The sequence below is a fragment of the Salinimicrobium catena genome, assembly GCF_900102915.1.
Taxonomy (GTDB): domain Bacteria; phylum Bacteroidota; class Bacteroidia; order Flavobacteriales; family Flavobacteriaceae; genus Salinimicrobium; species Salinimicrobium catena.
Map to the genome: position 1 here is coordinate 220,001 of NZ_FNGG01000002.1, position 14,637 is coordinate 234,637.

At 44.3% G+C, this 14,637-nt stretch carries 14 protein-coding genes; 7 read left to right on the top strand and 7 right to left on the bottom strand.

What is annotated here, in order from left to right; genetic code table 11:
* Positions 1 to 98 precede the first annotated feature (98 nt).
* The 4 genes from nhaC to BLS64_RS05660 all read right to left on the bottom strand — a co-directional run bounded on the left by nhaC (position 99) and on the right by BLS64_RS05660 (position 4,581).
* Positions 99 to 1,595, bottom strand: a complete 1,497-nt coding sequence (gene nhaC / locus BLS64_RS05645) for a Na+/H+ antiporter NhaC (RefSeq protein ID WP_093112542.1) — start codon at positions 1,593 to 1,595, stop codon at positions 99 to 101.
* A gap of 172 nt (positions 1,596 to 1,767) precedes the next feature.
* Positions 1,768 to 2,466 carry a purine-nucleoside phosphorylase gene (deoD, locus tag BLS64_RS05650; RefSeq protein ID WP_093112543.1) on the bottom strand — a complete coding sequence of 233 codons (699 nt, stop codon included), beginning with the start codon at positions 2,464 to 2,466 and terminating at the stop codon, positions 1,768 to 1,770.
* Complete coding sequence (gene deoC, locus BLS64_RS05655) at positions 2,463 to 3,113, bottom strand: deoxyribose-phosphate aldolase (protein WP_093112937.1); 651 nt, start codon at positions 3,111 to 3,113, stop codon at positions 2,463 to 2,465. Before deoC ends, deoD begins: the two co-directional genes overlap by 4 nt.
* Before the next feature lie 268 nt (positions 3,114 to 3,381).
* Positions 3,382 to 4,581: an aminotransferase class I/II-fold pyridoxal phosphate-dependent enzyme gene (locus BLS64_RS05660; RefSeq protein WP_093112544.1), complete on the bottom strand. Its 1,200-nt coding sequence runs from the start codon at positions 4,579 to 4,581 to the stop codon at positions 3,382 to 3,384.
* Positions 4,582 to 4,743: 162 nt separating this feature from the next.
* Between BLS64_RS05660 and BLS64_RS05665 the strand changes: the two genes are divergently transcribed.
* Both BLS64_RS05665 and lpdA read left to right on the top strand, forming a co-directional pair.
* Complete coding sequence (locus BLS64_RS05665) at positions 4,744 to 5,205, top strand: Lrp/AsnC family transcriptional regulator (protein WP_093112545.1); 462 nt, start codon at positions 4,744 to 4,746, stop codon at positions 5,203 to 5,205.
* An 87-nt stretch (positions 5,206 to 5,292) separates the two neighbouring features.
* On the top strand, positions 5,293 to 6,699 hold the full coding sequence (lpdA, locus tag BLS64_RS05670; RefSeq protein WP_093112546.1) for a dihydrolipoyl dehydrogenase: 1,407 nt from the start codon (positions 5,293 to 5,295) through the stop codon (positions 6,697 to 6,699).
* 58 nt (positions 6,700 to 6,757) lie between these two features.
* On the opposite strand, the gene BLS64_RS05675 is transcribed toward lpdA, so the two are convergent.
* Entirely contained in the window at positions 6,758 to 7,039 is a 282-nt protein-coding gene (locus BLS64_RS05675) for a hypothetical protein (protein WP_093112547.1), read from the bottom strand.
* A gap of 119 nt (positions 7,040 to 7,158) precedes the next feature.
* Complete coding sequence (locus BLS64_RS05680) at positions 7,159 to 8,523, bottom strand: MATE family efflux transporter (RefSeq protein ID WP_093112548.1); 1,365 nt, start codon at positions 8,521 to 8,523, stop codon at positions 7,159 to 7,161.
* Positions 8,524 to 8,750: 227 nt separating this feature from the next.
* On the opposite strand from BLS64_RS05680, the gene BLS64_RS15180 reads away from it, so the two are divergent.
* The 4 genes from BLS64_RS15180 to BLS64_RS05700 all read left to right on the top strand — a co-directional run bounded on the left by BLS64_RS15180 (position 8,751) and on the right by BLS64_RS05700 (position 11,696).
* Complete coding sequence (locus BLS64_RS15180; protein ID WP_176763435.1) at positions 8,751 to 8,894, top strand: hypothetical protein; 144 nt, start codon at positions 8,751 to 8,753, stop codon at positions 8,892 to 8,894.
* Between the two features lie 193 nt (positions 8,895 to 9,087).
* Positions 9,088 to 9,312 (top strand): hypothetical protein, encoded by a 225-nt coding sequence (locus BLS64_RS05690; RefSeq protein WP_143019279.1) that lies wholly within the window; start codon positions 9,088 to 9,090, stop codon positions 9,310 to 9,312.
* Positions 9,313 to 9,396: 84 nt separating this feature from the next.
* Complete coding sequence (locus tag BLS64_RS05695) at positions 9,397 to 10,263, top strand: NAD(P)H-binding protein (RefSeq protein WP_093112551.1); 867 nt, start codon at positions 9,397 to 9,399, stop codon at positions 10,261 to 10,263.
* Positions 10,263 to 11,696, top strand: a complete 1,434-nt coding sequence (locus tag BLS64_RS05700; protein ID WP_093112552.1) for a phytoene desaturase family protein — start codon at positions 10,263 to 10,265, stop codon at positions 11,694 to 11,696. Before BLS64_RS05695 ends, BLS64_RS05700 begins: the two co-directional genes overlap by 1 nt.
* 45 nt (positions 11,697 to 11,741) lie before the next feature.
* On the opposite strand, the gene BLS64_RS05705 is transcribed toward BLS64_RS05700, so the two are convergent.
* Positions 11,742 to 13,949 (bottom strand): M3 family metallopeptidase, encoded by a 2,208-nt coding sequence (locus BLS64_RS05705; protein WP_245693379.1) that lies wholly within the window; start codon positions 13,947 to 13,949, stop codon positions 11,742 to 11,744.
* Between the two features lie 126 nt (positions 13,950 to 14,075).
* Between BLS64_RS05705 and BLS64_RS05710 the strand changes: the two genes are divergently transcribed.
* Positions 14,076 to 14,636: a TlpA family protein disulfide reductase gene (locus tag BLS64_RS05710; RefSeq protein WP_093112553.1), complete on the top strand. Its 561-nt coding sequence runs from the start codon at positions 14,076 to 14,078 to the stop codon at positions 14,634 to 14,636.
* The last annotated feature ends 1 nt before the right edge of the window (position 14,637 follow it).

The following is a 14,637-nucleotide window of genomic DNA, read 5'->3' on the forward strand; positions in this document are numbered from 1 at the left end:
ATAAAAACTAAAGGCGCCTGCACAGGGCGCTCATATCTTTATTTTTTATTTTACTATAGGTTTTGTCAATTTGATAAGAAGTAAACAATAAATAATTATTATTTAGCATAAGCCGGTGCTTTCTCAGGCTCTCTGAGCTGCCTTATCTTAATGTTGAAAGCCGCAAATAGTAAGGTCATGAAAGGACTCAGATAATTAAAAATAGCATATACAAAATAAGATGCCACAGGTACCCCAAGCACCCCACTGTGATAAGCGCCGCATGTATTCCACGGAATGAGCACAGAAGTAACCGTTCCTGAATCCTCTAAAGAGCGGCTCAGGTTCTCAGGAGCGAGGCCTTTATCCCGGTATGCTTTTGAAAACATTTTCCCCGGAACCACGATCGCCAGGTATTGGTCTGATGCGGTAGCATTGAGGGTTAAACAACTCAATACGGTGCTTGAGAACAGCCCAAAAGTGGTGTGGAACAGGTTCAATAAGGCGCGGCTGATGGTGGCCAGGGCGCCGATGGCATCCATTATTCCTCCAAAGACCATTGCACAAATGATAAGCCAGATCGTTCCAAGCATTCCCGCCATTCCTCCTGAGGAGAAAAGGTCATTCAGTTGTTCATTTTCCGTAGTGATGGCAGTGTCAACGGTAATGGCATTCATAAGTCCTTTATAACCAGACTGAAAAGTGAGGTTTTCGGCACCTGCTACAGAAGCGACCACTCCCGGTTGAAAGATAAGAGCTGCTAAGGCCCCTAACAGAGTTCCCAGCAGCAGGGCGATCAATGGCGGAGTCTTCTTAATGATCAGTACGATGACCAAAACCGGAACTACAAAGAGCCACCCGCTAATGTTGAAAGCAGCTTCAATAGAATTGAGGATAGAAGCCGTATCGGCAGTTCCTGAAGGCTCTAAAGTAAATCCAAGGATTATGAAAATGATCAGTGTAATGGTGATCGTGGGTACGGTCGTGTAGACCATGTACCTGATATGCGTAAAAAGATCTGTTCCCGCCATGGCTGGAGCCAGATTAGTGGTGTCACTCAGCGGGGACATTTTATCGCCGAAATAAGCACCCGAAAGTATGGCTCCCGCTGTCATTCCTACTGAAATTCCCAGTGCATCGGCAATACCTATCAAGGCGATCCCCACGGTCGCCGAGGTGGTCCAGCTGCTTCCTGTTGCCACAGAGATCACCGAACAGATCACTACAGTCGCGGCCAGGAATATTGTAGGATTAAGTATCTGAAGTCCGTAATAGATCATGGTTGGAATGATCCCGCTCACCAGCCAGGTTCCTGCAAGAGATCCCACCATTAACAGGATCAGGATGGCCCCGGTGGTAGATTTGATGTTAAGGGCTACTTCTTCGATCATTTTGTCAAAAGAAACCTTATTGAAGATTCCTACGATGGCGGCTACAGCACCACCCATTAGGAGGATGAATTGGTTGGAGCCGCTCAGGGCGTCATCTCCATAGACAAAAACATTATAAGCGAGCATGGCTATGAGGGCAAAAACGGGGAAAAGCGCCTCCCATATGTTAAGTTCTTTATTCTCAGTAATTTCTTCGGTGTCTTTAATGAACTTTTCGTCTTCCATGTAACGGGGGTATAATTTTAAGCCTGTAATGATACGATTTTTCAGAAAGAGTTAAAAGCCGGAATCCCATTTTGAACCAATGCCTGGTTTTGGTTTGATATTGTACCAAAAAAGAACCGGATAGCTCCATTTTAAAGCTATCCGGTTCTTTAAACGATTAAGAGCAGATCTTCTATCCCAGTTCCAGGGCGATCTCTACCATTTCACTAAAGGTGTTCTGCCTTTCTTCGGTAGTGGTTTTTTCACCTGTCACCAAAGAATCAGAAATAGTGAGCAAAGAGAGGGCATTCACCTGGTGCTTGGCGGCGATGGTGTACAGTCCGGAAGTTTCCATCTCCACGCAAAGCACTCCGAATTTTGACCATTTTTGATAAGACTCGAATTCATCTGCATAGAATTCATCGCTGGTGAGCACATTTCCGGCCTTCACTTCAATACCTTTTGCGTTGGCTGTTTCAATGGCTTTCTGGAATAGTCCGAAGTTGGCGGTAGGTGCGAAATCAGCTCCTTCAAATCTGGCCTGGTTGATCCCTGAGGTCGACGAAGCTGCCATGGCTACAACGATATCCCTTAATTTTATGCTTTTTTGATAAGAACCCGCGCTGCCAACGCGAATGAGATTCTTTACATTATAATCGTTGATCAATTCATGAGCGTAGATGGAAATGGAAGGCACTCCCATTCCTGTTCCCTGGACAGATATTTTTTTGCCCTTATAGGTTCCTGTGAACCCGAACATGTTCCTCACCCTGTTATAACATTGAACGTCTTCAAGGTATGTTTCTGCGATCCATTGCGCACGGAGTGGATCTCCCGGTAATAATACTGTTTCTGCTATTTCGCCTTTTTTGGCTTCTATATGAATGCTCATCCTTTAAGTTCCTTTATTATTGATACTCCCGAAGAAGTTCCTATTCTTTCTACACCCGCTTCTATATAAGAAAGCGCTGTGTCAAGATTTTTTATTCCGCCAGAGGCTTTGATCTTGGCTTCTCCATTTACCGCACCTTTCATAAGTTCGATGTTCTCCATTTTAGCCCCGTCAGTTCCGAATCCGGTAGAGGTCTTGACGAAATCGGCTTTCGCTTTTACAGCGATCTCACTGGCGATGACGATCTCCTGCGGAGTCAAATAACAGGTTTCAATGATCACTTTTAGAACCTTATCTCCAATGGCCTGCTTTATTAAGCGGATCTCATCTTCCACTTTTTGCAGGTTCTTCGATTTTAGCTCCCCAATATTTATCACCATATCCACTTCTTCCGCGCCGTCTTTTAACGCCTGTTCGGCCTCAAAGATCTTTGCTTCCGTAGACATGGCACCAAGAGGAAATCCAATAACGGTACATACTTTTACATTTGAACCGGTAAGATTCTTCGCGGCCAGTTTCACATAACAGCTGTTCAAGCAGACAGAAAAGAATTCATTTTCACGCGCTTCCTTGCAAAGCTCCAAAATGTCGGCTTCGGTCGCGGTGGCTTTCAGCAGGGTGTGGTCTATATATTTATTAATTTCTATCATAGATATATTATTGATTTACAAAAATGTGATAAGAAAATACCTTCTGAAATGACTCTGGTCATAGCATTCTGATTTTGCACATTTCTAAAAGGCAAAACCTCGCAAATATAACTAAAAATGGCCCTTTTTGCTGCGGAAAAAATAAAAAAGGCTGTTCAAAATATCATTTTTCAACCTTATTGCCTGACACTCAGTGCAAATTGACTTCAGGTGATCCTGAAGCAGGGAAAAACTTTTGAACAGCCTTTGGTAAGCTACTTCGGAATTACAGGATGTTAAGTTCCTTCATGCAGCCCTTCATCATTTCATAGGTTCGCTCAACATCATTGTCAAGCCCTATTGAAAAACGAATGATCCCGTCTGTAAGTCCCATTTCTTTTTGTTCGTCCTCTGGAATTTCCGAAGAAGTAGAGGTGCCCGGCGCACTGAAAAGGGTTTTGTAGAAACCAAGGCTTACCGCCAGGTAACCCAGGTTTTTTTCCTGCATCAGTTCCATAAGTGCGTTGGCCTTGTCAAGAGATCCGGCATCAACTACCAGCATTCCGCCAAAACCATATTCCTCGTTCATCATGCTCTTGTAAAGCTCATGACTCGGATGGCTTTTTAACCCTGGATAAACTGTACGAAGCCCGTCTGCCTCAAATTTTTCAGCCAGGTAAAGCGCGTTCTTGCTGTGCTGCTTGATCCTGATATGCAGGGTACGCAGGTTCTTAAGTATAGAGGCAGCGCGAAAACTGTCCATGGTTGGGCCCAAAAGCATATTGGCACCATCGTTCACGCTTCTAAGAGAGTCGATGAATTCTTGGCTGGCGCAGGTAACGCCGCCTACTGTATCACTGCTTCCGTTAATGAATTTTGTCAAACTGTGGATCACGATATCGGCTCCCAGTTCTTTTGGGGAAATTGCAAGGGGAGAGAAGGTGTTATCCACGATCAATTGTAGGCCATGTTTTTTCGCGATCTTTGAAAGCGCAGGAATATCGGCTACTTCCAGCAACGGGTTGCTTACCGCTTCACAATACAGAACTTTGGTGTTTTCATTGATAGCGGCTTCCACTTTTTCAAGATCGGTGATGTCTACAAAAGCAGTGCTGATGTTCAACCGTGGAGCAAAGTTCTTCAGGAACGCGTAGGTTCCTCCGTAAATGGTTCTACTGGAAACTATATGGTCACCGGCCTGGCAAAGCTGCAACAAAGCAGGAGTGATAGCGCCCATTCCGCTGGCAGCAACATTAGCAGCTTCAGTACCTTCCATAGCGGCCAAAGCTTCTCCAAGGTATAAGTTAGAAGGAGAGGAATGGCGCGAGTACAGGTAACAACCTTCAGCATTGCCTTCAAAGGTGTCAAACATTGTTTTGGCTGAAAGGAAGGTGTAAGTTGAAGAGTCGGAAATACTTGGATTTACGCCTCCAAATTCTCCAAAATATTGAAGGTCCTGGATCTTGTCTGCCGGTTTAAATTTCATGGTGATTCTATTTTTTCGGTTTTACCCAAAATAAAGACATTAAAGAATATTAATCAATGATTGCTTCAGAAAGCTGAAAATAAAACTGTTTTTATGATATCCTGCAGATGTATTTTCTTTTAACTTTGTCGAAGCAATACTTTTTCAGAAAAATTTACAGATATGAAGCTTGATGCCAAAGATAAGGAGCTGCTTGGCCTGCTACAGGATAACAGTAAAAAGACCAATAAGGAACTGTCTAACAAATTAGGACTTTCGGTCACCGCCGTTTATGAAAGGATCAGGAAACTGGAGCGGGCGGGGGTCATTTCTAAGTATGTGGCACTGGTGAAACCTGATAAAGTGGAAAGGGCCTTCACCGCTTTTTGCCAGATCAAACTCGTGCAGCATACCAAAGGCAATGTGACCCAATTCGAATCGCAGGTGGCCGGACTTTCGGAAGTGCTCGAGGTATATCACGTGAGCGGGGAATACGATTACATCCTTAAGGTAATGGTGAAAGACATGGAGGCTTATCGCTATTTCATGGTCAATAAACTCACCGCGCTTGATCATATTGGAAGTACCCAGAGTACTTTCGTGATAAGTCCGGTGAAAAATACCACGGCCCTGAGCACCGATTAAATAGTCTCCAAAAACCGCATTGGACATTGTAATTAATAGTCGTACTTTTGTTTTTCTTAATTTAAATTCAACACAAAAACCATATTTATGAGCACATATGATGTTGCTGTTATAGGTTCAGGTCCCGGGGGCTATGTGGCGGCGATTCGCTGCGCCCAGCTTGGGATGAAGACCGCACTTATAGAAAAATATTCAAGTCTTGGAGGAACCTGTCTAAATGTTGGGTGTATTCCCAGTAAAGCCCTGCTTGATTCTTCTCACCACTACGATGATGCCGTGAAGCATTTTGAAGAGCACGGGATCGAAATTCCGGGTGAAGTCAAAGTGAACCTGGAAAAAATGATCGAACGCAAGCAGTCGGTGGTTGATCAAACCGTAGACGGGATAAAGTTCCTGATGAACAAAAATAAGATCGATGTTATCCAGGGTGTGGGATCTTTTAAAGACGCCACTCACATTACCATAGATAAAACTGAAGGTGAGTCTGAAACCATTGAAGCTAAACACACCATCATCGCGACAGGTTCAAAACCTTCTTCGCTTCCGTTCATCAATATTGATAAAGAACGCATCATTACCTCCACAGAGGCTTTAAAACTGAAGGAAGTGCCTAAACACCTTATCGTTATTGGCGGGGGAGTGATCGGCCTGGAATTGGGTCAGGTATACAAGCGTTTAGGTGCTGAGGTTTCTGTGGTAGAATATATGGACAGGATCATTCCTACGATGGATTCAGCTCTTTCAAAAGAGCTTACCAAGAGCCTGAAGAAACAGGGAGTGAAATTCTACGTTTCTCACAAAGTTGGTTCTGTTGAGCGCAATGGGGAGGAAATCGTGATCAAAGCTGAAGACAAAAAAGGCAAGGAAGTAGAGTTCAAAGGAGATTATTGTTTGGTTTCTGTTGGAAGAAGACCTTATACCGAAGGACTCAATGCCGATGCTGCCGGGGTGAAGATCGATGACCGCGGAAGAGTAGAGGTGAACGACCACCTGCAGACTTCTGTAAAGAACATCTATGCTATAGGAGATGTGGTAAAAGGAGCCATGCTCGCTCATAAAGCCGAAGAGGAGGGTGTTTTTGTAGCTGAAACCATCGCCGGACAAAAACCGCACATCAACTATGACCTTATCCCTGGGGTGGTTTACACCTGGCCAGAAGTTGCCGCAGTAGGAAAAACCGAAGAGCAGCTTAAAGAAGAAGGAGTGGAATATAAAGAAGGTAAATTCCCAATGCGTGCACTTGGCCGCTCAAGAGCCAGTGGTGATATAGACGGGATGGTAAAGATCCTTGCCGATGCCAAGACAGACGAAGTGCTGGGAGTACATATGATTGGAGCCCGTGTAGCCGATCTTATTGCTGAAGCCGTAACGGCCATGGAATTCCGCGCTTCTGCTGAAGACATCTCAAGAATGAGTCACGCGCATCCTACTTATGCCGAGGCGGTGAAAGAAGCAGCTCTTGCTGCAACCGATAACCGACCTATTCATATGTAAGCGAAAAAGCACTCAAAATATGAAAGCCTGAAAATTCGATTTTTCAGGCTTTTTATTTTTAGTCGCTCACAAATTTAAAGAACCGGCTCTCTTTTCCGTCTTTGGTTTCCTCCTGGTAAAGGAATTGAAGATTATTCTCGTCAAAGATCTCGAAAAATTCCTCCCAGGAAATGTTTTTCAGGTTGTCTTCAGCATAACCGGGAAAGTTGATCCTTAGTAAACCACCGCCTTCACTGCTGTTAGCTGTGCTTTCAACAACAGCCGGTTTTCCGTTTCGGGCTTCGGTCCATTTTTTTATGACAGAATGATCTTTTGTGGTTATGGAATCTGATTTTGCCATTTCTAATTGATTTTACGGTTACAGTCTAACTAAATTCCCTTTTTTGTTAGAAATGCTAAAGACCTTTAACAACATTTATTTTTTATTGTTAAGTCTGTGTGAATCAAGTCGAAAATGACTTAATGACGGCCCTTGAATAGTCGCAATTTCCAGTAGCCTTGTTTGAAATAGATGAAAGCAACAATGGCGGCAATCGCATTTGAAACGGGGAACGACCACCAGATGCCTTCATATCCAACAAAGGTTTTATGAGACAGCAGATAGGCCAGGGGAAACCTGATGATCCATAAGTTGAGGATCGAAATTAGCATGGAGGCCTTCGTAAAACCTGCCCCATTAAAAACTCCGTTTAGCACCTGCTGCACACCCAATAAGCCAAAGCTTGGAGCCATTATCTTGATGAAGAGGGAGGCGTCTCCAATAACCTCTGGATCGTTCGGAATAAAGAAGGCGGTGAGTGGTTCAGCGAATAGGAACATGAGCAGGCCCATTCCGGTTAATCCAAAAAAGGCGATCTGGCTGCTTAAACGTGCCACTTTTTCCGCGCGTTTTATCTTTATGGCTCCAATATTTTGTCCCACTAAAGAGGTGGTTGCTATGGCCAGACCCAGAGCAGGGATCACTATAAAACTCAGGATTCGAGCTCCAATTCCGTAGGCGGCCACAACCTCACTTCCGAATCCGGTAACCAGTACTACCATCATGGTCATTCCCAGGGCTCTGGTTGATTGCTCAATGCTGGCTGGGATGCCGAGTTTCACAATGCTTTTTAAGGTACCTAAATGAGGTTGCATCTCCTTTAGATTGATCCTGATACCGCTGCTGCCTTTGTGAAGGATAAACAATCCAATGGCTGCGGATAGTGCCTGGGTCACGATACTGGCTACGGCTGCGCCTGCCACGCCGTATCCCGGTATGGGACCATATCCGTAGATGAACAATGGGTCCAGGATCAGGTTAAGGAAAACCGTGAACAAGATGATGTAAACCGGAAGCATCACGTTTCCGATCCCCCGCATAAGGGATTGAAAGGAAAAGAACATGAACAGGAATACAAAGCCAAGGGAAGAAACCTTGAAGTAGCTCACAGAGGGCGCCAGGATCTCAGGTCCCGCCCCTATCAATTTCATAAGAGGTTCTGCCGAAAAATAACTAAGGGCCGACAAGAACAGGGAAATGAAAAAGATAAGGGAGATGGTCTGGGAGGAATTGAAATCCACCATTTTCTGGTCTCCCGCTCCTTTGTACTGGGAAACCAGAACTGTTCCGGCTAGAGTAAGTCCAGAACCTAAAGAAAGCACCAGGAACAAAACCGGAAAACTAAGACTCACTGCGGCAACGGCATAAGCACCAAGCCGCCCTAGCCAAAAGGTGTCGATAAGCTGATAGGCGGTTTGTAGAATATTTGCCAGAATGATGGGTACTGCGAGGCTGAAAAGGGAATTAAAGATCCTGCCTTCGGTGTATTTGTTCTTTTGCTTCATTCCCTGCAAAAGTAAGGCAGTACGACAGGAATTAATCCTAAAAAAGTAATAATTCGAAGATGCTGCTTCTTCAGTTTACCCAAAGAATGATTCAATAATAGGGAAAAAAGGTTCTTTATCCGGATATTTTACCTTCTCATCGTTTTGTGCTGTCTATTGATTGTGAGATACTTATATTTTTCTTAAATTATGAGAGGAAATTGATTTCCGCCTAAATACCTTAACCAATGAGCGCATTAACGAATTTATGGAACAACTATACCACTGACTTCTCCACAGTACAAAAGGTGATCGTCGGTATCGTACTGGGAGCGATAGTGATCATTGCTTTGACCGCAATTGTGCTGGTGATAATGGAATTCGCTAAATAAAAAGTCGAGAATAGGTGTATTTTAAGGCTCTTTTCGAAGAGTCCCATATTTTCTTGTGCCAATATTTTCCTTCCAAAATTAGTAGTTTTAGCGTATTCACCCTTTTCCATTCCAGGTCTATTTAATAATTTTTTAGTATCTTGAATGACAGCTAATTAAATTACCGTTGTTCAGTAAACCAAAAATCTATATTATGGATGCCAGAACGATCTACAACTTGATGAAACCTCACCTTAACCGTTTAAACGTATCTGAAAAAAGGACGCTTTCACAATTGATCACAAAACTGCCGCCAAACAAAGTTTCTTGTCACCATAGAAAAGTCATCTCCCTTTCAAAAGCTAAAGAAAAATTAAAGCTGATGTGTAGCCGAGAAATGGAACGCGAAAAGCAGGAAAAGAAAATGACCCTTTCCTAATTCCCCATAAACTTTTGTTAATCAGTTTAACTAGTATTTCTAATAGCTGAAATTCCACTATTTTAAGGTGTGTAATAAATAGCTATGGAAGAACGTGTTTTAGTTGCGGGGGCATCTGGCGCCCTCGGTTTGGAAGTGATGAAACTGCTGCATGAGCAGAATTTCCCCTTAAGAGGGCTCGTATTTTCAAAGGATGGAGCAGATAAGGTTGCTGAATATACCGATGATATCTGGGAAGCAGATGCCAGTAAAGGCAATCTGGAGATAAAAGGCATCACCAAAGATGTTTCCATGGTGATCTCTGCCCTGGGAAAGAGCGTGAGCCTATTTACCAACCGGGGTAATTCCTTCTTAGAGAATGATTTCTACGCCAACAGCAATATTCTTGATGATGCACTCAAAAATGGTGTCAAGCGGTTTGTATACGTCTCCATAAAGGGCGTAGAGGAAGCACCTGAATATGAGATTACCAAGGCCCATAAAATGTTCGAAGATGCCCTTAAGGCCTCAGGAATAGATCACACCATAATTAGACCAGTAGGATTTTTCTCTGGCTTGCATGATCTGGCCATTATGGCCAAAAGAAAAGCCATTCCTATAGTAGGAGATGGTAGTGCCCGTACCAACAGTATTCATCAAAAAGACCTGGCAAATGTAGTGGTTCAGAATCTTAAGGAAGGTTCCGAAATACTCGAAGTAGGAGGGCCATTAATTCATACCCGCCTGGAAATGGCTGAAATGATCGAAAAGAAAATAGGAGGAAAGATCGTAAAGGTGCCTGAAAAAGTAGCCGAATGGGGAATGTTTCTGCCCGAACTGGTCAATGAAGATGTTTCAGCCAAACTGAAGTATTTTAAATACATCACCACCCACGACATGATAGGAGAAAAGCACGGTAGCCTCACGTTCGAAGAATACCTTGAGAACCTTGATCTTAAAGACTTGCCCTAATGCCTGGAAAGTATGACGCCATAATAATTGGAAGTGGAAGTAACGGTATTGCAGCCGCTATTAGGCTTCAGCAAAAAGGCTTGCAGACTGCCATTTTTGAACAGGCAGCAACTCCGGGCGGTGCGACACGTACCCGGGAGCTAACCCTTCCAGGTTTTAAACATGATGTAGGGTCGGCTATTCTGCCATTAGGCTTGGCCTCACCGTTTTTCAGAGATCTTCCTTTGCAGGATTACGGCCTTGAATGGATCTATCCTGAAGTTGCTTATGCTCATCCCTTCGATGACGGAACGGCTTTCGCCTGCTATAAAGACCTGGCCAAAACAGCATCCCAGCTGGGGGAAGATGAGCGGGCTTATTTAAAACTTTTTAAGCCGCTGGTGCGCGATTGGGACAAGCTCAACAATGATCTTTTAGGACCTCTTGGAATTCCCGAGCATCCCTGGCCATTCATGAAATTCGGAATGAAGGCCATGCCCTCGGCACGAATGCTTGTGGACCATTATTTTAAAAATGATAGAACAAAAGTGTTCTTTTACGGCTCTGCGGCACATTCCACACTGCCGTTGACCAATATAGCCTCGGCTTCATTTGGGCTGGTGCTGAGTACCAGCGCCCATAAATATAACTGGCCTTTTCCTAAAGGAGGCGCCGGGAATTTTACCGCGGCGCTGCTGGATCACTACCGGGAACTGGGTGGGGAACTAGTTCTGAATCAACTTGTAAGCGATGTCCGCGATCTTCCAAATGCATACGCCTATTTATTTGATCTTACTCCCAGGCAACTATTGGAGATCAAAGGCCTAAACTTCTCTTCCTTGTACAGAAAAAGAATGGAATTCTATAAATATGGAGCCGGGGTATTTAAAATGGACTGGGCCCTGAGCGAACCTATTCCTTTTAAAAGCGAAAAATGTCGAAAAGCGGCCACTGTTCATATTGGATTTACCAAGGAGGAAATTGAGAATTCTGAAAAAGAGATCCATCAAAAGAACACCACCGATACACCTTTTGTGTTGGTTGCGCAGCATACGCCTTTTGACAGCTCGCGAGCTCCTGAAGGAAAACATACTGCCTGGGCATATATTCATGTGCCAAACGGAAGTACCACAGATTTTTCGGAAGTCATCGAAAACCAGATCGAACGGGCTGCTCCCGGGTTTAAAGAAACCATTCTCGCCCGCTCAAAAATGAATACGCACGATCTGCAACGCTTTAACCCAAATTTGGTAGGAGGGGACATAAACGGCGGAAAGCAGGATATCACCCAGCTTTTTACCAGGCCAATCGCTAAGCTTTCTCCCTATTCCACACCAGATCCCCGAGCCTATATCTGTTCTTCTTCCACCCCGCCGGGCGGCGGAGTGCATGGCATGTGCGGCTTCCATGCTTCAGAAAAGGTGCTGAAAGACCATTTTCGGGATCTTAATTAAAAAAACCGGCTCTGCGGCCGGCTTTTTCTGAATTTTATTCCAATGCTATTCTTCACTTTCTGAAGGAACCGGAAATCCCCGGTCTCTCATTAATGCATCAATTTTTGCATCCCTTCCGCGGAAAAGGCGATAAGCTTCCGCAGGATCCATGGCATTACGTGGTGCGAAAAGATATTTCACCAGTTTTGCACTTACTTCCTCATCATAGAATCCTCCCGGTGCTTCACGGAAGGCTTCCGCAGCGTCTGATGTCAGTACATCTGCCCAAAGGTACCCATAGTAGCCGGTGGCATAACCTTCACCTGAGAAAACATGTCCAAAATGCGGAGTTCTGTGTCTCATCACGATCTGCTCTGGCATGTTCAATTCCTCTAAAGTTTCTTTTTCAAAAGTGTCCATGTCGATCTCTGCAGGATCTGTGGTGTGCAGTTTCATGTCCATCAAGGCCGAAGCAAGAAACTCTGTAGTGGCAAATCCCTGGTTGAAAGTAGAAGCCTTTTTGATCTTTTCTACCAGCTCGTTTGGAATCGGTTCTCCGGTTTCGTGATGAACCAGGAACTGGTTGATCACCTTGTCTGTAGACAACCATCTCTCCAGTAACTGCGACTGGAATTCGGTGTAATCCCGAACTCCGCTGTTAAGTACAGGGTAATTCACATTAGAGGAGAAGAAGTGCAGGGCATGCCCAAATTCATGGAAAAAAGTGGTGGCATCATCCCAGGAGATCAAAGTAGGCTCCCCGGGTGCAGGTTTGATGAAATTCGAGTTATTGGATGCCAGTACGGTCTCTTCTTTACCATCCAATTCGGCATGGCTACGATATTGTGAAGCCCATGCACCTGAACGTTTTCCTTTTCTCGCATAAGGATCCAGGTACCATAGTCCAATATGTTTTCCGGAACCTTTATCGGTTACTTCCCATACCTTGACGTCTTCGTGGTAGACAGGAACAGTGCCTTCAGGAACCGGAGTGAACTTGTAATTGAAAACTTCTTCAGCAGTGAAGAAAAGGGCTTGAGTAAGCTTATCAAGCTGCAGGTACTGCTTCACTTCATCTGAATTAAGATCATATTTCTCCTGTCTTACCTTTTCGGCATAATAACGATAGTCCCAGGGAGCAATGATTATGTCCTTTCCTTCGGCTTCGGCAAGAGCCTGCATGTCTTCAACCTCTTCCTCAACACGGGCAAGGGCAGCAGGCCAAACGGCTTCCATGAGTTCCATGGCACGTTCGGGTGTCTTTGCCATCCTGTTTTGCAGTCTCCACTGGGCGTAATTTTCGTAACCTAACAATTCAACACGTTCGTCTCTCAGCTTCAGGATCTCTTTGATGATATCCTTATTGTCGAATTCGTCATTATTGTCTCCGCGGGAATAATAGTTGGTCCACACTTTTTTCCGAAGTTCTCTTTCATCTGAATAAGTGAGGAAAGGATCCATAGAAGAACGGGTGTTCAAAACGGCATATTTTCCTTCTTCTCCACGATCGGCTGCGGCTTTGGCAGCTGCCTTTACGTAAGATTCGGGAAGACCGCTTAACTGGTCTTCGGTAAGGTATACCACGTAATTCTCCTCTTCCGCGAGCACGTTATTGGAAAAAGTAGTGTAGAGTTTAGAGAGCTCTTTATTGATCGCTGCGTAACGCTCTTTGTCCGCTTCATTCAGATCGGCTCCTTCCATGGCAAACTCTTCATAAATAAGCTGCACCGCTCTTTGTTGTTGCGGCGGAAGGGAATCCTGCTGTGATCTTTGATATACAGTCTTGATTCGCTCAAAAAGCTTTTTGTTTTGGGAAATTTGAGAAGAATAATCGGAAATCTTAGGCGCTAATTCCTGCTGAATTTCCCTGAATTCGGGAGAGGAAAGATTGCTGCTCCAGATGCCGTAATAGGTAAAAGCGCGGTCAAGCGGCTTACCAGATTTCTCCATGGCCAGGATGGTATTCTCGAAAGTGGGCGCTGCAGGGTTATTTGCAATAGCCTCGATCTCTTCAAGATGCATCGCCATTCCTTTTTCCAAAGCCGGTTTTAGTTCGGCCAGGTCCATTTCATCAAATGCCGGTACGCCTCCATAAGGGCCTTTCCATTCCTGTAATAGATCATTTTCCATAACTGCCGATTGAACTTGTTGATTATCAGTGACAGGTTCGGTTTGGGAGGCGGTAGTGCCTGTTCCCGGGCCGCAACCCGCGATCAGCATTGCCGCTACCAGACCAAGACCTGATTTTCGGGGGGTATTTAACTTGTATTTCATATTGATAAAAATTTGCCTGAAGATACTAATTATCTCAAAAACTCAGAAGCCTTTGAGCTTTCCTCATAAGACATAATTGGGATGAAAAGGTTTAAATCTTAATTTTGTGAAACTTAAACCTGAAAAATGAACTTCCTCAAAAAAAACTGGTCCAACATCCTTTTCATCCTGGTCATTCTGTTGTTGCTGATCCCCCAGACCAGAAAACCCATACAGGTAACCCTGAACAGATTAATAGCTTTTAGTCCTTCTGAAATTGCTGAAGAAAAAAGAGAAGTGCTGGAAGACTATTCCTGGCGGCTGCAAGACCTCGACGGAGAGATGCATTACTTCAATGAGGCCGAAGAGGAGGTGGTGCTGGTAAATTTCTGGGCTACCTGGTGCCCCCCATGTATAGCTGAAATGCCTTCTTTTCAGAAATTGTACAATGATTATGGGGATAAGGTAAGATTCTATTTTGTTTCTTCTGAAGAAAAGGAAAGGCTGCTGCCTTTCCTGGAAAAAAAGGGATATGAACTTCCGGTTTACCAGCCGCTTTCTGCCATTCCTAAAAAGATGCACTCAAACAGCCTTCCTACTACCTATTTAATTTCTAAAACTGGAAAGTTGGTGGTAGATAAAAAAGGAGCAGCTAACTGGAATGATAGCAAATTTAGAAAGCTGTTGGACGAGTTACTGGCAGAGTAAA